This is a genomic window from Pseudomonas sp. NPDC087612, assembly GCF_044743505.1.
Taxonomy (GTDB): domain Bacteria; phylum Pseudomonadota; class Gammaproteobacteria; order Pseudomonadales; family Pseudomonadaceae; genus Aquipseudomonas.
Window position 1 is genome coordinate 116273 of record NZ_JBIUWO010000012.1, and the last position, 14809, is coordinate 131081.

Sequence of the window (14809 nt, forward strand, 5' to 3'; positions counted from 1 at the left end):
AGATCACAATGTTCGACAACAACAAGAACCGGCGACATTTGACCCTGGCAGCCCTGCTGGTGCTGGGCAGCTTTCACGCCAGCGCCTGGGCCGATGCCTACGAAGATGCCGCGAAAAAATGGATCGGCAGCGAGTTCAAGCCTTCGACCCTGACTCCCGAGCAGCAGCTCGAAGAGTTGAAGTGGTTCATCAAGGCTTCCGAGCCGTTTCGCGGGATGAAGATCAACGTGGTGTCGGAAACCATCGCCACCCATGAATACGAGTCCAAGGTGCTGGCCAAGGCCTTCAGCGAGATCACCGGGATCAAGCTGACCCACGACCTGCTGCAAGAAGGTGACGTGGTAGAAAAACTGCAGACGCAGATGCAGTCGGACAAGAACATCTACGACGGCTGGGTCAATGATTCCGACCTGATCGGTACGCACTTTCGTTATGGCAAGACTGAGTCGATCACCGACCTGATGGCCAATGAAGGCAAGGACTACACCTCGCCAACCCTCGACCTCAAGGACTTTATCGGCATCTCCTTCACCACCGCGCCGGACGGCAAGGTTTACCAGCTGCCCGACCAGCAGTTCGCCAACCTCTATTGGTTCCGCGCCGACTGGTTCGACCGCCCCGACCTCAAGGCCAAGTTCAAGGAAAAGTACGGCTACGAACTGGGCGTGCCGGTGAACTGGTCGGCCTATGAAGACATCGCCAAGTTTTTCAGCGAGGACGTCAAGGAAATCGACGGCAAGCGTGTCTACGGGCACATGGACTACGGCAAGAAAGACCCGTCACTGGGCTGGCGCTTCACCGACGCCTGGTTCTCCATGGCCGGCGGCGGCGACAAGGGCTTGCCCAATGGCCTGCCGGTGGACGAATGGGGGATTCGCGTCGAGGACTGCCACCCGGTCGGCTCCAGTGTCACCCGTGGCGGCGATACCAACGGCCCGGCGGCGGTGTATGCCACGCAAAAATATGTCGACTGGATGCGCGCCTATGCACCGCCCGAGGCCCAGGGCATGACCTTCTCCGAGTCCGGGCCGGTACCGTCCCAGGGCAACATCGCCCAGCAGATCTTCTGGTACACAGCCTTTACCGCCGACATGACCAAGCCGGGCCTGCCGGTGATGAACGCCGACGGCACGCCGAAGTGGCGCATGGCGCCGTCGCCCAAGGGGCCATATTGGGAGGAGGGCATGAAGCTGGGTTATCAGGACGCCGGCTCCTGGACCTTCCTCAAGTCGACCCCGGAGAAGCAACGCCTGGCGGCCTGGCTGTACGCCCAGTTCGTCACCTCCAAGACCGTCTCGCTGAAAAAGACCATCGTCGGCCTGACGCCGATCCGCGAGTCTGATATCAACTCCCAGGCCATGACTGACCTTGCGCCCAAGCTCGGCGGCCTGGTGGAGTTCTACCGCAGCCCGGCGCGGGTGCAATGGACCCCGACCGGCACCAACGTGCCGGATTACCCGCGCCTGGCTCAGCTGTGGTGGAGCCACATTGCCGAGGCGGCCAGTGGCGAGAAAACCCCGCAACAGGCGCTCGACGGCCTGGCCAAGGATCAGGACGCGATCCTTGCTCGTCTGGAGCGTTCCAAGGCCCAGGCCACCTGTGCGCCGAAGCTCAATCCGGAGAAAGATGCCCAGTACTGGTTTGATCAGCCCGGTGCGCCGAAGCCGAAACTGGCCAACGAGAAGCCCCAGGGCGAGACCGTGAGCTACAGCGAGCTGCTCAAATCCTGGGAGGCTGCGCGCAAGTAACCACACAGGCACAAAAAAACGGCACCTTCACAGGTGCCGTTTTTTATCCCGCCATCAGCACTTACTTATGCAGCTCTTCGGCCGCATACAGGGTGTTTTCCAGCAGGCAGGCGCGGGTCATCGGCCCGACGCCACCCGGTACCGGGGTGATCCAGCCGGCGCGGGGCAGGGCGGTCTCGTAGACCACATCGCCCACCAGCTTGCCATCTTCCTGGCGGTTGATGCCGACGTCGATGACGATCGCGCCTTCCTTGATCCACTCACCCTTGACCAGGCCCGGCTTGCCGGCAGCCACTACCACCAGGTCGGCGCGGCCGACGTGACCGGCCAGATCCTTGGTGAAGCGGTGGGTGACGGTCACGGTGCAACCGGCCAGCAGCAGTTCCATGGCCATCGGCCGGCCAACGATGTTGGAGGCGCCAACGACCACCGCGTTCATGCCGTACAGGTCCTGGCCGGTGCTTTGGAGCAGGGCCATGATGCCTTTTGGCGTGCACGGGCGCAGCAGCGGGATACGCTGGGCCAGGCGGCCGACGTTATACGGATGGAAACCATCGACGTCCTTGTCGGGGCGAATGCGCTCGAGCAGCAGCGAGGCATCCAGGTGCGCCGGCAATGGCAGTTGCAGGAGGATGCCGTCGATGTTCGGGTCGTCATTGAGGCGATCGATCAGCTCGGTCAGGGCTTGCTGCGTGGTATCGCTGGGCAGGTCGAAGGCCTGGGAGTTGAAGCCGACCTCTTCGCAATCCTTGCGCTTGTGCGAGACATAGACTTGAGAAGCGGGGTCGGTGCCGACCAGGATCACCGCCAGGCCAGGCGTACGCAGGCCTTGCTGGCGACGCTCCACGACACGTTGGGCGATCTGCTGGCGCAGGCTGGCGGCGATCGCCTTGCCGTCGATAAGGTGTGCAGTCATGACGCGTGATTAACCATCGAGAGGGAATAAAAAGAGCGCGCATTCTCGCATGAAGGGGCCCGAGGGCAAAGGCGCTTGGTCCGGCAATTGCCCTAAGCCCTTAAATAAAATGAATTTTTTTTAGAAAAGAGTTGACGACCTTTAGGCTCGGCTATAACATTCGTCGCACTTGTCGGGCAGAGCCTAGCACTGGTTAGCAAGGTCAGGCAGAATGAGCAGATTTTTTAGCTTGTTCGGTACGGCTAAAAGTTAATTTGTAATCGTCACAGAAAGCAGATTAAATATGCGCCCGTAGCTCAGCTGGATAGAGCATCCGCCTTCTAAGCGGATGGTCGCAGGTTCGAGTCCTGCCGGGTGCGCCAATCGGCAGCTTTGGCACAAGTAAAGCGGTAACTGCAATATGGTGGACGTAGCTCAGTTGGTAGAGCGCAGGATTGTGATTCCTGTGGTCGTGGGTTCGATTCCCATCGTCCACCCCATATTCCAAAAGGCGCCTGATGAAAGTCTGGCGCCTTTGCTTTAAAAGCGTCATGCGGACGTGGTGAAATTGGTAGACACACTGGATTTAGGTTCCAGCGGCGCAAGCTGTAAGAGTTCGAGTCTCTTCGTCCGCACCATCCAACGTTTCACCGCCCTTCGCTGAAGCGCGTGAATGTTTCAAAAGCAGCTTTGACAGGTGCAAAGCGGCACATGCAATATGGTGGACGTAGCTCAGTTGGTAGAGCGCAGGATTGTGATTCCTGTGGTCGTGGGTTCGATTCCCATCGTCCACCCCATATTCCCAAAGGCGCCCGATGAAAATCCGGCGCCTTTGTTTTAAACGCTTCATGCGGACGTGGTGAAATTGGTAGACACACTGGATTTAGGTTCCAGCGGCGCAAGCTGTAAGAGTTCGAGTCTCTTCGTCCGCACCATCCAAGCTTTCACCGCCCTTCACTGAAGCGCGAGAAAGCCTCGAAAAAGCCGCCTTGTGCGGCTTTTTTCGTTTCCAGGGTCTGATTCCTGCCTGCTGGTTTCCGGCCAAATAGAAAATAGTTTCAGATGGAACTGATTTTCATTTCCCTTTTTGCTTCCCTCGCGTGACCTCTCCTACAAGATCATTTCAATCTGCAAGGGAGCGCCTCGTGAAGAGCACACAGCCGGCCGCCGTTCAGCGGCTGCAGCCAAACAACAAAAACGCTGCACGCAAGATTGCCTGCAGTGCGCTGACCGCACTGGCTTTGGCGGGCGGCAGCAGCGCCTGGTCGTTGGCCAATGCCGCTGAAAGAGGCGCGACCCAGCAGGCGCCGCTGCGCAAGCATTATGAAATTGCGCCAGGGCAGTTGGCGCCGGCCTTAAACCAGTTGGCCACCGCTACCGGGGTGATCCTCACCTTCGATCCGCAACTCAGCGAGAACCGCAGCACCCAGGGCCTGAGCGGCGAGTACACCCTCAAGGAGGCTTTCGACCTGCTGCTGATGGGCACTGGCCTGTGGGTTGAGCGGCTCAAGGATCATACCTACGTGCTGCGCATGCACGAACGCAGCGACAGCGCCCTTGAAGTCGGGCCGACCATGGTCGGCGCCCTGGCCGAGCGGCCCGGGGCAATCCAGAGCAGCCGGGAAGTGCATGCCGAGCGCCAGGACCTCAACAGTGTGGTGCGCTCGATACCCGGTACTTACACCTTGCACTCGCGCAGCCAGCCGGGGGTGTCGGTAAACATTCGTGGCCTGGCCGGCCTGGGCCGGGTCAACACCATGATCGATGGCGTCACCCAGACCTTTCGCAATAATGCCGGACACGGCTCGGGTGGGCCGATGGCCTTTGTCGACGCCAACCTGCTGGCCGGGGTCGATGTACAGCGTGGTTCGGTGGACGGCGCCGAAGGTGCCAACACCCTGGGCGGCTCGGCGAACTTTCGTACCTTCGATATCGATGACATCGTCAAGCCAGACCACCGTGTAGGCCTGCGCACGACTTATCGCACCGGTAACAACGGCTACGGCAACACCCGCATGTTTGCCGCCGGTGCCCGCACCCGTCCGGAAGATGTCGAGGGTGTCTACGGTCTGGTCGCCGCGGTGAGCAGCACCCAGACCGGCGAGTACAAGACCACCAACGGCCAGTCCAACGAATACGACACCACCAAGCAGAACCCACGCTCCGGCTTGCTCAAACTGCGCCTGCAGCCCAACGACATGCACCGCCTTGACCTGAGCGGGGTGAAGTACCGCAACGAGTTCTATCACAACTACCCCTGGCAACTGGACAACGAGACCTATCGCGCCAAGTACGCCTACACGCCCTACAGCGAATGGGTGAACCTCACGGTCAATGCCTACCAGAACAAGACCGAGCTTGAGTACCCGCCGGTAGAAGAGTCCCACTACATTGGCCGCAAAACCCGCGACGACGCCCATGGCTTTGACCTGACCAACGTCAGTCGTTTCAATCTTGGGCCGGTGGAGGCGAGCTGGAGCAATGGCGCGCGTTACTACACCGACGACTTCGTTGCCCAGACCCCGGAGAAACGCGGCGCCAACCCCGAAGGCAAGCAGGCTACCCATAGCCTGTTCAGCACCCTGGAATTCAACTACGACATCTATGCCCTGACCCTGGCCGGCCACTATGACGGCTACAAGGTCAGCGGCCATGTGCCCAAGTGCTCGATCATTGGCCAGTGCCGCGGCATCGATGGCGGTGACGTGGATATCACCCGGCGTGAACACAGCTTCAACCCGCGGGTGGGCTTCGCAGTCAAGCCTTATGACTGGATGCAGCTCTACAGCAGCTGGTCGCGCACTTCGCGGGCGCCGCGGGTGCAGGAAATGTTCTTCGAAAAAGTGCCGCTCGAGGCCGATGCCAGCGACGCCGATGGTGTCGGCGCCAACCCGTTCCTGCGTCAGGAACGTTCGACCAACTACGAGTTCGGGGTCAATTTCAGCCGCGCCGGGCTGTTCAGCAACGACGACTACGGGCAACTGAAGATCAACCGCTTTATCAGCAAGATCGATGGCTACATCACCCCGCAGTCGTTCGACATCCTTGATGACGACGGCGAAGAGTCGGCGAAGATGAACTGGGTCAACTGGCCGGAAGAAGTGCGCATGAGCGGCTATGAGCTGGAAGGGCGCTACGACGCCGGCTTCTTCTACGCCAATCTGTCGTGGACCAAGGCCACGACCAAGTCGCCGACCACCTCCGGCATCGAGCTGGAAGACATTAACAGTCAGCCGGACCGTTTCTGGACCCTCGACCTTGGCACCCGCTGGTTTGACGAACGCCTGGTGCTGGGCGCCCGTGGCGAGTACGCCGGCCCGTCGGAAACCAGCTGGGACTGGTACGAGACGAAAAAATCCAACTCCACCGGGGTGATCTGGGACCTGTACGGCAGCTACCGGGTGCAGGACAACCTGAGCCTGTTCTTCAACGTCGAGAACGTCGGCAACAAGGTCTACAACAACAGCGCCTCGGTGGACTACCTGATGTCGGCGGTGATGGACCAGGGCAACGGCCGTGGCCGCACCACCTCGTTCGGCTTCACCCTCGAATACTGACAGGACCCTTCATGTTCAAGTCTTCTTTTATAGGGGCAGGGCTGGCGCTGCTCGTCGGTTGCGCCAGCGTCAATGCGCCGGTGGCCGACAGCGCCTACACCCGGGTCGAAAGCCATATTCCCGAATGGGGCGCGATCATCGAGTTGGGCAGTGGCAAGCAGGTTTCGCCGACGCAACTGCTTGATGAGCTGGCGCCAGCGCACACGGTGATGGTCGGCGAAGTGCACGACAACTTCGCCCATCATCTGATCGAGCAATGGCTGGCGACCCACCTGGCCAAGCGCCGGCCCCAGGGGGCGGTGGTCCTGGAGATGCTCGACAGCGACCAGCAGCGCCCGGTCGCCGAAGTCCAGGCCTGGCTGGGCCAGGGCAATCAGGTGCGTAGCCAGCGCCTGCAACAGATCATCCATTGGGACCCGCGCTGGAGCTGGGAGCAGTACGGCACGCTGATGGCAGCGCTGATGCCAGCGCCAGCGGCACTGCTGGCCGGCAACCTGTCGGGCGCCGAGCGCAAGCGTCTGATGGCAACAGCGCCAGCCAACCCCGACGGTCTGTTCCCGTCGCCCGCCATCGCCGCCCGCCAACGCCAGCAGATCAGGCAGATGCACTGCGGGCAGATCGATGCCGCGCGCATGAATGCAATGCTGGCGATCCAGCACGCCCGCGATCAGCGCATGGCGCAGGTGCTCGATAACGCCCAGGCGCCGCGACTGCTATTGGCGGGTGTGCTGCACACGCTCAAAAGCCTGGGCGCCCCGCAATACCTGGGGCAAGGGGCGAGTGACCCGGGGCTGAAAGTACTGGTGATCGCTGAGCAGGATCATCGCCTGAGCGCCAGCGACGCCGACTACGTCTGGATGTTGCCGAGCGCGGATGCCGAGGGCGCCGCCCTGGTTACCGACGCGGGTGGTTGCGACCAGCCCGCCCATTGAAGCCTTCATTACAAGGAATTAGCCATGACTGAACTGACTGAAAGCGGATTAAACCCGCTGTGCCTGGACCTGCCCGCCGTGGAGGTAGCCGCACAGCTGCATAGCCTGGGCCTGGTGCGCACGTGTACGCCGGCTAACCATGCCGTGATCGAACAACTGGGGCGTTATCCGCAATCCGACGATATCAGCGAAGCGGGGCTGGTGATTGGCGAGGACGGCCTGGACCTGCGCTTGAATCTGCGTGCCTGGTACTGGATCGGCATGGCTCATGATGCCGGTGGCTACCGCCTGAGTCTCTTCGATCGCCACGGCAAAGTGCTGCTGCGCCTGGCCTCGACCGAGCAGTCGTCGATGGCCGGCTGGGCAGGACTGTATGAGCGGTGCATCGACAAGCCGGCAGTTTTCAGCGAGCCGCCTTCGTTCAGCAAGCGTGATCTGCAGGTGCCCGGCCTTGTTGAGGAATGGGCGGCGATGGCCAACGTCCATGAGCACTTTGCCCTGCTCAAGCGCCACGGCCTGACCCGTTACGAAGGTAACGCCCTGGTCGCCCCGGATTTTGCCCGGCAACTTTCGCAGGCCAGCCCGGTGGCGATGTTCCGTGAGCTGGCCGCCAGCGCGCTGGAGCTGATGCTGTTCGTCTACAGCGCCGGTAGTGTGCAGATCTTTACCGGGCGTTTGACAGGCATGCGCGAGTCGGCTGCCGAGCTGTTGTTCGACATGCCTGCCAGTGACCAGGCGGCGGCTACCTGCTTCAGGATCGCCGATGCGCCGGATGCGCAGATCTGGCGGGTTTACAAACCGAACCAGGTCGGCGGCGTCACCAGCCTCGAGTTTTTTGATGCCGAGCAGCGTCTGATTGTCCAGGTCTTTGCTCGTCGTCCGGCGGGGCAGCCTGAACAACCGGCCTGGCGTGAGTGGCTGGATGCCCTGGAGGCGGCGCGATGAAGGCTTTGCTGCTTGGCGTGCTGGCGGCCTGTGCGGTCATGACCGTGCAGGCCGAAACCGCTGACACCTTGGTGATTGGCAATGATCTGGCGGAAATTGTCGAGCGCCTGGGCGGTACTTCGCGCCTGGTCGGGCGCGATGATTCCAGTCGCTTTCCGCCGGCCATCGCCAACCTGCCGTCGGTGGGGTACATGCGCCAGCTCTCGGCAGAAGGGGTGCTGGCGCTCAAGCCGCAACGGCTGCTGATCAGCGATGCTGCCCGTCCGGCTATTGTGCTGCGCCAGTTGAGCGGCCTGGGGCTTGAAGTGCTGAGCATTGCCCGCGGCAAGGGTGTCGGCGATATCCCGGCAAAGATCGAGCAGGTGGCGGCGGCCATGAACCTACAGGCGCAGGCGCAACCGTTGCTTGATGAGCAGCGCCAGTTGGCTGGGCAGTTGGCCAAGACGCCGGCGCTCAAAGGACCGAAGGCGCTGTTCATTTTCAATCATGCCGGCATGACGCCGCTGATCATGGGGCAAGGCACCGAAGCTCAGGCGGCACTGGCGCAGGCGGGGATCGAAAATTGCGCGACCTTCAATGCCTACAAGCAAGTGGCGGCTGAAGCCATGGTGTCGCTGGCGCCGGATTTCGTCATCGTCAGCCGCGCCGGGCTGGCGGCACTTGGGGGTGAAGACAACCTGTGGAAACTGGGCGGCCTGGCCCATACCCCGGCCGGACAGCATCGGCGCTTGGTGCAGGTCGATGACCAGGCGCTGCTCAACCTCGGGCCGCGCACGGTGCAGGCCATGCTGCAGCTACGCCAGGACGCAGGAGCGCTGTTTCCATGAGGCGCGCAAGCAGCGTCTCGCTGCCGATACTGATGCTGATGCTGGTAGGGTTGTGCGCCCTGCTGGTGGTGTGTTCGCTGGTCGGTAGTATCGGCTTGTCGCCACGGATTGTGTTCGGTGATCTGCCCACCGCCCTGGAGTGGCAGGTCTGGAGCGAAGTGCGCCTGCCGCGTCTGCTGCTGGCAGTGCTGGTGGGCTCGACCCTGGCGGTGGGCGGCACGGCGATGCAAGGCCTGTTTCGCAACCCGCTGGCCGACCCGACCCTGCTCGGCCAGGCCAGCGGCGCCGGGCTGGCGGTGTCGATCTGGGTCGTGCTGTTCAACGGCCGCTTTGCCGGGCTGGAGCTTTATGGGCAGTTTTTCGCAGGCTTTATTGGCGCGTTGCTGGTGACCCTGGTGATTTTTCGTATTGGCCGCGGCTACAAAGGGCGCGAGTCGACCATCACCTTGTTGCTGGCCGGCTTGGTCATCAACACCCTGACCGGTGCCCTGGGCGGCATCCTCACCTTTGTCGCCAGCGAGGAGCAGTTGCGCCAGCTGAGCTTGTGGGGCATGGGCAGCCTGAGCAGCGCCGAGTGGTCGACCGTATCGGTGGCCGCCCTGGTCTTGCCCCTGAGCTTGTGGGTGCTGGCGCGCTGCGCGGGCGATCTGGACTTGTTTCAGCTGGGCGAGGTGTCTGCACACGCCGCCGGGCTGGATGGCGACCGGCTGAAAAACCGCGTGGTGCTGGCTTCGTCGCTGGGTGTGGGGCTGTGCGTGGCGCTGAGCGGCATCATCGGCTTTATCGGCCTGCTGGTGCCGCATTGCCTGCGCCTGTATTTCGGCCCCGGCCACCGTTTGCTGATTCCTGCGTCGATGCTCTGTGGCGCGATCCTGTTGCTGGTCGCCGATACCCTGGCACGCAGTCTTACCAGCCCGGCGGAGATTCCCGTCGGCCTGGTCACCAGCATTATTGGCGGGCCGTACTTTCTCTGGTTGTTACTCGGTCGCAAGGTGCGGGAGTTTTGACATGCTTGAACTGATCAATGTCAGCCTGGAACAGCCGTTTGCCCTGGCGCCGTTCAGCGAACAGATAAGGGCAGGTGAGCTTCTTGGGTTGATCGGCCCCAATGGCGCGGGCAAAAGCACGCTGTTGTCGTTGATATCCGGTTACCTGCAACCGGCGGGCGGGCAGGTCGAGTTGCTCGGTCGAGCGTTGCCCGCTTATTTGCCCGGGAAACTGGCGCGCCGGCGCGCGCTGGTGACGCAGCAGATGGACAGTGCTTTCGATTGGCGGGTCGAAGAATTCATTCGTCTCGGTCAGCAGCACCCTGGCGAGCCGTGCCCGGGCATTATCGATGCGCTGGATGTCCGTCACTTGCTTGGCCGGGGAGTGTTGTCGCTGTCTGGCGGCGAGCTGCAGCGGGTAACCATTGCCCGGGCCATGAACCAATTGGCAATCAGCCCGCTGACTGACGCCTGGGACGATGGTCGCGGCTGCCTGCTGTTGCTGGACGAACCCACCAGCGCCCTGGATATCGGCCAGCAGCAGAACCTCATGCGGGTGTTGCGCACGCTGACCCGTTCGCCGCGTATTGCCGTGGTCTGTGTGTTACACGACCTGAACCTGGCTGCGCGCTACTGCGACCGCCTTTGGCTGCTCGAAGGCGGCCGGCTTTGCGCCAGCGGCGCGCCGGCCCAGGTGCTCAGCGAGCAGCGCATTGCCCAGGTGTTTGGTGCGCAGGTACGGGTAACGGCGGGTAAACACCACCAGGTGAGCATTGAGCTGGCGCCGTAAGTGGCGTCTAGCGCTGACTCAACGTAACCCAGTAGCGTGAGCGCCGCAGCACCTGCACGGACAATGACAGGGGCAGGGCGTCGAGCACCGCATCGGTGTCGGCCAGCGGATAAACGCCGGAGATACGCAACGCAGCGATCTCGTCGCTGCAGCGCAACAGGCCAGGCCGGTAGCGGCTGAGTTGCTCGACAAAGGCATCCAGGCGCATGTTGTCGGCCACCAGCAAGCCCTTGCTCCAGGCCGGTTCGGCCGAGGTGCCGGTGGCCGGTTCGATGCGGGTCGGGGTGAAGCGCGCGCGCTGCCCGGGAGCCAGGCGCAGGGGGTTGGCGGGTAATTGCCGCGCCTGCACCTCGACTGCACCGTCGAACAGCTCGACCTGCGTGGCTGGCTCTTGCAGCTCGACACTAAAACGCGTCCCCAATGCCCGTACCTGGCCATGTACGGTGTAAACGCTTAACGGGCGTTGATTGGCGTTCGAGGGGTGGCCACTGCGGATCAACAGGCGCCCGGCGAGCAGTTGCACGCGCCGCTGGCGGCTGTCGAACAGCACGGTGATTTCGGTACTTGCGTCGAGGGTCAATTGGCTGCCGTCTTCCAGCTCGATGTGTTGTGGGGCGCTGGCACCATTGCGGTAGGTCAGTTCCGGGCCCGGCTGCCAGACGTTGCGATAGGCCAGTTGCCCGGCGCAGCCGAACAGGCCGAGCACCGCCAGTGCCTTGAGCGCTTGCCGGCGACTGCGGCCCTGGCTGCCCCGGGAAAGGCTCTGGTAGCCGGCATGTGGCTCCAGCCCGGCCATGCGTCGACGCAGGGCCTCGATGTGCAGCCAGGCACGTTCGTTGTCCGGATGGGCGGCGCGCCACTGCTCAAGCGCCCGCTGCTGCTCGGGGCTGAGTGCGCCTTCCATGGTTTCGGTGAGCCACTGTGCGGCTTCGCGAGTAGTACGCGGGTTAAAGGGGGAGGGGGTCATGGCTGGTCAGCAAAAAAGCAATGCTGGTTGGCCCGCACCAGGTACAGCTTTACCGAGCGGCTGCTGACCTGCAGGCGTTCGGCGATTTCGGCGATCTTCAGGCCCTGCAGGTGCGACAGTAAGAAGGCTTCGCGGACCTTGGCCGGCAGGGCGTCGAGCATGCGATCGAGCAGGGTCAGAGCTTCAAGTGCCAGCACGCGGACTTCGGGTGACGGTTCAACTGCTTCAGGCAGGCTGGCCAGTGTTTCCAGGTACGCCTGCTCGACCAGGCGGCGGCGATAGACATTGGCCATCAGTCGCCGCGCCACGGTCGAGAGAAACGAGCGGGGTTCGCGGATCCTGAACAGGTCTTTGGAGCCGAGGATGCTCAGGAAGGTATCGTGGGCAATGTCGGCGGCATGTTCCGGGCAGCCGATACGATTGCGTAGCCATCGGTGCAGCCAATTGTGATGGTCGTTGTACAGGGTGCTCAGGCACGTATTCAGTCCAGGTGTAGCGGGGCGGGTGTCCATCGGGTGCGTGGCCGGCGTAAAGCGGAACGGACGCCCATTATAGCGAGAATGATTATCAATTGATAATTATTGTTATTGAGAAATGCTGGTCACCGGCTGGCCGTGAGCGGATTTGCCGGGCGGCCCAGCTGCCGCAGTGCCTGCTTGCACGCTTTCGTCGCAGACTACCTGGCTGATGGCTCTGGACAGTGAGCCTTTGAAGATCGGAGTGAGCTCGTTGTCGGCCTCGGCGTCCTGAAGGTCCTCCAGCGAAGATCCCGAGCCCATGAAGCGTACTGTGCGTGCGCTGCAATCGAACTGGCGGGCACTGTAGCTGGTCCCGCTGATGCCGACACGCTGGGTGATTACAGTGCGCTGGGAAGGATCACCCGACACGCTCACGATCGAGTAGCGGGCGTCTTGATCGAAGGAGGTTTGCAGCACTGTAGCGCTGACGAGGGAACAGCAAAGTGCCAGGCAACAGCCAGAGATGAGTTTGATCAGCACGGGTACTTCCTTGCATGGGCGCTGTGATTTTGCAGGAGGTGCCAAGCGATAATGAATCGTATTAACGATGTGGCACGTTGCTAGCTTAGTGGGCAAGCTATTCCTAGACAACGGCCCACCCCCCATTGTTCATGAAATTTCCGACAATCGGGGTGGATTATTCATGCATGTTTTGACGGCCTGGTGACAATCGACGAAAAGCTGATAAATTTCAGCCGGTTGAAACAGCAGTCGGGGGTCCGGTTGCGAAAAGGAAAAACACCATGATTTCACCGGAACGTCAGGCTGTAGCCTTGCAGCGCTATCTGGACGCCAACCCGCAGATGCGTGAGGAAATTGCCGGGCTCAGCGAGCACGAGCAGGCTCAGCAGGTCCTCTGGGCCTTCGAGGATGCCGCGCAGGAGCAGGGGGTCGAACCCTGGGAGCTGACCTTGCAACTGATTGCCGAGTCCGACGAGGAGCTTGCGGCCCTGCGCCTTGAGGTGCATCGCGAGGTTGCCGAGGCGCTGGGGATGGCGTGGGAAGAGTATTGCGAGTTCAACGAAATCGAACAGGATTCGTAACGCTGCAACTCGGATTTGTAGTGTTTTGACAAGATTTTATGCAGCCCAGGGGCTGGATCATCATGGCTTCAGCTGTGGCGTCCAGGCCAGGGGCTGCGTGTGTTGAGCGGCCTTGGGCAAGGTTTTTGCCGGGGTCTTTGAATTAAATGGACCGGCGTACTTTCCCGTCGTCCTGAACGGGGTGACTTCTGGTCTTTGAGCCACTAGAATGCTTGCCCTTGATTCTGGAGTCGGGTATCGCCGGCTAACGTCTGTGCAACGAGGAATATCCATGCAAGTTTCTGTTGAAAATACTTCTGCTCTCGAGCGCCGCATGACCATCGCCGTTCCGGCCGAGCGCGTCGAGACCGAAGTCAACAAGCGTCTGCAACAGACTGCCCGTCGCGCCAAGGTCCCAGGCTTCCGTCCTGGCAAAGTGCCGATGAGCGTGATCCGTCAGCGCTACGAAGACGCAGCCCGTCAGGAAGCCTTCGGCGACCTGGTCCAGGCTTCCTTCTACGAAGCCGTGGTCGAGCAGAAGCTGAACCCGGCTGGCGCCCCTGCCGTCGAGCCAAAATCGTTCGAAAAGGGCAAAGATCTCGAATACGTCGCCATTTTCGAAGTATTCCCTGAGTTCACCGTTGCCGGTTTCGACTCGATCGCCGTCGAGCGCCTGAGCGCCGAAGTGGCTGACGCCGACCTGGACAACATGCTCGAAGTGCTGCGCAAGCAAAACGTGCGTTTCGAAGCCGCTGACCGCGCTGCCCAGAACGAAGACCAGTTGAACATCGATTTCGTCGGCAAGGTCGACGGTGAAGTGTTCGCTGGCGGTTCGGCCAAGGGCACCCAGCTGGTACTGGGTTCCGGCCGCATGATCCCGGGCTTCGAAGAAGGCCTGGTCGGCGCCAAGGCCGGTGAAGAGCGCGTTCTGAACCTGACCTTCCCCGAGGACTATCAGAACCTGGACCTGGCTGGCAAAGCCGCCGAGTTCACCGTTACCGTCAACAGTGTTGCCGAGCCAAAGCTGCCTGAGCTGACCGAAGAGTTCTTCGCCCAGTTCGGTATCAAGGAAGCAACCCTGGAAGGTTTCCGCACCGAAGTTCGCAAGAACATGGAGCGTGAACTGCGTCAGGCGATCAAGACCAAGGTCAAGAACCAGGTAATGGACGGCCTGCTGGCTGCCAACCCGATCGAAGTCCCGAAAGCCCTGCTGGAAAACGAAGTGAACCGCCTGCGCGTTCAAGCCGTTCAGCAGTTCGGTGGCAACATCAAGCCTGAGCAACTGCCGGCCGAGCTGTTCGAAGAGCAAGCCAAGCGCCGCGTCGTGCTGGGCCTGATCGTCGCCGAAGTGGTCAAGCAGAACGAACTGAAGCCGGACGAAGACCGCGTTCGCGAAATGATCCAGGAAATGGCTTCGGCTTACCAGGAGCCTGAGCAGGTCGTCGCTTGGTACTACAAGAACGACCAGCAACTGAACGAAGTCCGTTCGGTTGTGCTGGAAGAACAAGTTGTGGATACTGTTCTGCAGAAAGCGACTGTGACCGACAAATCGGTCTCGTACGAAGAAGCCGTAAAACCAGCCCAGGCACCTGCCGCCGCTGAGTAATACGCCAGCTTCGTAG

13 protein-coding genes and 5 tRNA genes are annotated in these 14809 nt (G+C 61.5%); 14 read left to right on the forward strand and 4 right to left on the reverse strand.

Translation table 11 applies throughout. The features are described 5' to 3' along the window. Positions 1-8 precede the first annotated feature (8 nt). Positions 9-1748, forward strand: coding sequence for an ABC transporter substrate-binding protein (locus tag ACIOVF_RS23445; RefSeq protein ID WP_045202144.1), 1740 nt, complete (start codon positions 9-11; stop codon positions 1746-1748). A gap of 61 nt (positions 1749-1809) precedes the next feature. Here ACIOVF_RS23445 and folD read toward each other — a convergent pair whose 3' ends face one another. Beyond that, entirely contained in the window at positions 1810-2664 is an 855-nt protein-coding gene (gene folD, locus ACIOVF_RS23450) for a bifunctional methylenetetrahydrofolate dehydrogenase/methenyltetrahydrofolate cyclohydrolase FolD (protein WP_258610178.1), read from the reverse strand. 285 nt (positions 2665-2949) lie between these two features. Here folD and ACIOVF_RS23455 point away from each other — a divergent pair. From ACIOVF_RS23455 to ACIOVF_RS23505, 11 genes are all read left to right on the forward strand, one after another. Beyond that, positions 2950-3026: transfer RNA gene (locus ACIOVF_RS23455), tRNA-Arg, on the forward strand. A 41-nt stretch (positions 3027-3067) separates the two neighbouring features. Next, positions 3068-3143 (forward strand) — tRNA-His (locus ACIOVF_RS23460). 53 nt (positions 3144-3196) lie between these two features. After that, positions 3197-3281: transfer RNA gene (locus ACIOVF_RS23465), tRNA-Leu, on the forward strand. 83 nt (positions 3282-3364) lie between these two features. Next, positions 3365-3440: transfer RNA gene (locus ACIOVF_RS23470), tRNA-His, on the forward strand. 53 nt (positions 3441-3493) lie between these two features. Then, positions 3494-3578: transfer RNA gene (locus ACIOVF_RS23475), tRNA-Leu, on the forward strand. 210 nt (positions 3579-3788) lie between these two features. Then, positions 3789-6200, forward strand: coding sequence for a TonB-dependent receptor (locus ACIOVF_RS23480; protein ID WP_195883442.1), 2412 nt, complete (start codon positions 3789-3791; stop codon positions 6198-6200). 11 nt (positions 6201-6211) lie between these two features. Continuing rightward, the gene (locus ACIOVF_RS23485) at positions 6212-7132 is read left to right on the forward strand and encodes a ChaN family lipoprotein (protein ID WP_045202141.1); all 921 of its coding nucleotides are present in this window, start codon (positions 6212-6214) and stop codon (positions 7130-7132) included. A 24-nt stretch (positions 7133-7156) separates the two neighbouring features. Then, positions 7157-8077: a ChuX/HutX family heme-like substrate-binding protein gene (locus ACIOVF_RS23490; protein WP_401292784.1), complete on the forward strand. Its 921-nt coding sequence runs from the start codon at positions 7157-7159 to the stop codon at positions 8075-8077. Continuing rightward, positions 8074-8904, forward strand: a complete 831-nt coding sequence (locus ACIOVF_RS23495) for a hemin ABC transporter substrate-binding protein (protein ID WP_401292787.1) — start codon at positions 8074-8076, stop codon at positions 8902-8904. Before ACIOVF_RS23490 ends, ACIOVF_RS23495 begins: the two co-directional genes overlap by 4 nt. Continuing rightward, entirely contained in the window at positions 8901-9911 is a 1011-nt protein-coding gene (locus ACIOVF_RS23500; protein ID WP_401292790.1) for a FecCD family ABC transporter permease, read from the forward strand. Before ACIOVF_RS23495 ends, ACIOVF_RS23500 begins: the two co-directional genes overlap by 4 nt. 1 nt (position 9912) lies before the next feature. Then, positions 9913-10680, forward strand: coding sequence for an ATP-binding cassette domain-containing protein (locus ACIOVF_RS23505; protein WP_401292792.1), 768 nt, complete (start codon positions 9913-9915; stop codon positions 10678-10680). A 7-nt stretch (positions 10681-10687) separates the two neighbouring features. On the opposite strand, the gene ACIOVF_RS23510 is transcribed toward ACIOVF_RS23505, so the two are convergent. From ACIOVF_RS23510 to ACIOVF_RS23520, 3 genes are all read right to left on the reverse strand, one after another. After that, positions 10688-11647 carry a FecR domain-containing protein gene (locus tag ACIOVF_RS23510; RefSeq protein ID WP_258597122.1) on the reverse strand — a complete coding sequence of 320 codons (960 nt, stop codon included), beginning with the start codon at positions 11645-11647 and terminating at the stop codon, positions 10688-10690. Then, entirely contained in the window at positions 11644-12159 is a 516-nt protein-coding gene (locus tag ACIOVF_RS23515; RefSeq protein ID WP_093385250.1) for a sigma-70 family RNA polymerase sigma factor, read from the reverse strand. Before ACIOVF_RS23515 ends, ACIOVF_RS23510 begins: the two co-directional genes overlap by 4 nt. 72 nt (positions 12160-12231) lie before the next feature. Further along, positions 12232-12645 carry a hypothetical protein gene (locus ACIOVF_RS23520; RefSeq protein WP_258597123.1) on the reverse strand — a complete coding sequence of 138 codons (414 nt, stop codon included), beginning with the start codon at positions 12643-12645 and terminating at the stop codon, positions 12232-12234. Positions 12646-12908: 263 nt separating this feature from the next. Between ACIOVF_RS23520 and ACIOVF_RS23525 the strand changes: the two genes are divergently transcribed. Together ACIOVF_RS23525 and tig are read left to right on the forward strand one after the other, a co-directional pair. After that, a complete protein-coding gene (locus tag ACIOVF_RS23525; protein WP_195883451.1) occupies positions 12909-13208 on the forward strand; it encodes a DUF6388 family protein in 300 nt (99 codons plus the stop codon). A gap of 271 nt (positions 13209-13479) precedes the next feature. Continuing rightward, complete coding sequence (tig, locus tag ACIOVF_RS23530; protein WP_045202127.1) at positions 13480-14793, forward strand: trigger factor; 1314 nt, start codon at positions 13480-13482, stop codon at positions 14791-14793. The last annotated feature ends 16 nt before the right edge of the window (positions 14794-14809 follow it).